The 3,158-nt window shown below is 52.3% G+C and carries 4 protein-coding genes; 3 read left to right on the top strand and 1 reads right to left on the bottom strand.

Annotated elements, in window-relative coordinates; translation table 11 throughout:
- The first annotated feature begins 216 nt into the window (after window positions 1–216).
- The 3 genes from WBL42_RS08450 to WBL42_RS08440 all read left to right on the top strand — a co-directional run bounded on the left by WBL42_RS08450 (window position 217) and on the right by WBL42_RS08440 (window position 2,296).
- Window positions 217–900 (top strand): hypothetical protein, encoded by a 684-nt coding sequence (locus tag WBL42_RS08450; protein WP_424720839.1) that lies wholly within the window; start codon window positions 217–219, stop codon window positions 898–900.
- A gap of 90 nt (window positions 901–990) precedes the next feature.
- On the top strand, window positions 991–1,320 hold the full coding sequence (locus WBL42_RS08445) for a hypothetical protein (protein ID WP_424720838.1): 330 nt from the start codon (window positions 991–993) through the stop codon (window positions 1,318–1,320).
- A 163-nt stretch (window positions 1,321–1,483) separates the two neighbouring features.
- Window positions 1,484–2,296: an exodeoxyribonuclease III gene (locus WBL42_RS08440; protein WP_424720837.1), complete on the top strand. Its 813-nt coding sequence runs from the start codon at window positions 1,484–1,486 to the stop codon at window positions 2,294–2,296.
- 188 nt (window positions 2,297–2,484) lie between these two features.
- Here the strand turns inward: WBL42_RS08440 and WBL42_RS08435 are convergent, their stop codons facing one another.
- Complete coding sequence (locus WBL42_RS08435; protein WP_424720836.1) at window positions 2,485–2,835, bottom strand: hypothetical protein; 351 nt, start codon at window positions 2,833–2,835, stop codon at window positions 2,485–2,487.
- Between the last annotated feature and the right edge of the window lie 323 nt (window positions 2,836–3,158).

The following is a 3,158-nucleotide window of genomic DNA, read 5'->3' as shown; positions in this document are numbered from 1 at the left end:
GGGCCGGGTTTTGCACTGCATCACAGAATGAATACTCCGGACAACTGCTCGTTATCTGCATATCCTCCCTTCTCCTATAAATAGATAGTTCAATTCCCCCAATAAAAATAAAAAATCATTATTCCATATCTTTTTAATATAGAGATTGTACTTTAAGTATAGATACCGGCACACAAAGGTGCCGGATCTTTCGTCTCCATCCCTGGTCGTGTAGCTGTGAACCTGATCATCCTGAAATACGGAATCCTTATCGGGGCTCTCCTTGCAACCACGCTGTACGTCTCACCCGCACTCAACCCTCTGGCCGCACCTTCCGGAGATCAGAACAGCAGCGAGATCGATGCGCAGTCGATTTTCGCGTTCGGCTCGCAGGTGTTTTACAAAGAGGTATCTAAGCCCGGGAACGAGTATATGCAGACCAGCGTACAGGGATATTCGCAGAACTTGGTCCCGACCGATGCCGACAACCAGAACTATACCTCGTCCTGGCAGGCCGGCGTTGCAGATTTTGTAGCAGGATACAACCAATGCACTTCCGCGCTCTTTGACCTTGCCTCCGTGCCATCGATGCAGACCGCGAAGGAGAAAATGGCGGTGTGCGATGAGTTTGCGAATGGTGAGAGCGAGATGACCCGGGGACGGGGAGAGTTCGCTTTAGCAAAGGGCAGTGCGTCGCCGGCGACAGACTCAGGCTTTACCATCGCCATGGTGCTGGAACAGGTCGATGAGATCATCCAGAGCTCGGATGACGCGGACACAGCCTGCATGAAAGCGGTTCTCGCCGATCATAACCATGATTCAGCGGGATTTTCAGCGAGCCTCAAAGATGCACAAAGTGCGGTGCAGGACATGCAGCGCGTGTATCCCGAGTTGCAAGTGCTGAGCAGTGATTTTACCTGAGTTATGGACCCTCAAGGAGATGCAACAGATGAGAATAAAGATAAATGCCAGACAAAACACCCCAGACCTGAAAGAACAGGTGATATGCGTATGAAATTACCCGATCCCAGAAGAATGCTTATTGACGACCGGCCGGTGAGCGATGAAGAGTTCAGGAACCAGAACCTGGTATACGTAGTTTCGGCGGCAGTGATGATGATCGCAGGACCGCTTTTTATCTATCACGGTTTCAATCTCCTTCCATGGCCGTACACGGCGAAGTGGGGGGCGCTCTCAATCGCCATCGGATTCTTTGTCCTTATCTTCGGGTTCAGCCTCTGGCAGGACCGGCAGGTGCAGATCCTCCAGCGGATGTACACACGAGATGCGGCTGAGATGAAGCAGCTCCTCAGGGAACTGAAAGGAGAGGGAAAATCATAAGGAGGCCGGGTATGCTGGTGCAGTCTTGCGTCGCCCGGGACATCCATGGGAGAGAGGTAACCATGGATAATGTTTGGCGCATCCGGATACCGCAGGGAGTGCATCGTTACCGTTTCGTGATCGCCCCGGTGTTCCCGGTACCGAAAAAAAACAGGGGTGCAGGATGCTGACCCTCCTTTCCTGGAATGTCAACGGCCTCAGGGGATGTTATGATCGGAAACATTTCCTGCCTGTCTTCAGGCACAACCCTGAGATCGTCTGCGTGCAGGAGACCAAAGCCCCGGAGGAGAAGCTCCCGGAGAAGGTGCGGAACCTGTACGGGTACCATACGTATTTTTCTGCGGTGCCGGCAGGGAGCACCACCGGGGTCGGGCTCTTTTCCCGGTACCAGCCGCTTTCGGTACGGTACGGTTTCGGTGACCCGGTCTTTGACAACAAAGGCCGGGTCCTTGTCGCCGATTATGGCAGGTTCGTACTGCTCAATATCTCTTTCCCGCTCGGGATCAAGCCGATGGGAAACCTCGACAACAAGCTGAAATTTTACGATGCATTCATCCTGTATGTCAGATCGCTCTGCGATGAGGGCCGGGCGGTGATCATCTGTGGAGATTTCAATGTGGCGCATACCGACCGGGATCTCTATAACCCACCCAAAAAACCAGTCCGGCAGGTCGGCATATCCCCGGAGGAGCGCGGCAGGATCGACCAGCTGGTCGGCCTGGGGTTCACCGATACATTTCGGATTTTTCACGAGGGCGCCGGTCACTACACCCGGTGGCCGTTCCAGAACAACTCCCGCGAACGGAACTTCGGCTGGCGTATCGATTACTGCTTTGTCAGCCAGGCGCTGCGGCCATATGTCTCCGATGCGGCGATCCTGCCGGCAATAATGGGATCGGATCACTGCCCGGTGATGCTGGAGCTGAACCTGCCGGAGACTGATGTGCCCCAGCATGCAACGAAAGCAGCGTCCTGATGCGGGGACTGGGACCGGGCAATCGCTCCGGTGAAAAAACGGCGCCCCGGTGCAGCAGTATAGCTAAGCGACTCGCTTAAAAAGATGGGATGGTTGTCGGATTTTTATCGGACAGATTCTGAAAGTTCCAGATGATATTTTATAAAAACCGGGAGAACTGAAATTTTCACAACGGAATTATGAAAAGATTATCTCTTTTTCGGGACAGTATCGGGATTGTCCCGGGTATTCTCCTCAAGCCAGCGGTAGATGTTGTCTTTACCACGGTATATGTCTTCGACCCGGCTGCCCTGGCACGTTACGTCATTCCCCCAGCAATCCGCATGGATATAGGTATAGCGGATATACTTGAACCCGCTCCTGGGTTGCACCCGGATAACAGGTACAGTGGGGAGCTTACTTTTGGTCATGGTATATGCTTCGATCGTGTATTCAGCACCGGTACCCGAAGTAACCAGTGCAGGGCCCTTTTCCTCCAGTACGTGATATGCCATATCAAAGGAGAACGACATTATTTCCGAAGTTCGCAACTTTTCCATAGATGGTATATCTAAGACTCAGGTATATATTGGTTTCATTGTTATATTGAATTATCTCAAAAACTCTATTGGCAATCTCCTCATCAGCTATATTCCCTATTATGGAATATTTCATAGAGTTATCGCTGACAGTGATAATTTTTAATCATACTCATCCGGGCCGGAGAGTCCGCCCCGTAACTGGTATCATGATACGTCGAGATTCGTGAGCGCCCTTTGCCCGGATAAGGGTAGGTACTTTCGCGTTCTCCCCCCCAAAGTCATGGAGGTGATCCCCTCATTAAGGCTGGCAGGGGGGGGACCTCCTGTTGATCCGGCATGTG

This window comes from Methanoregula sp. (assembly GCF_049686655.1).
GTDB lineage: Archaea > Halobacteriota > Methanomicrobia > Methanomicrobiales > Methanospirillaceae > Methanoregula.
The sequence above is the reverse complement of the archived record's forward strand: the minus strand, read 5'-3'. Positions and strand labels throughout refer to the sequence as shown.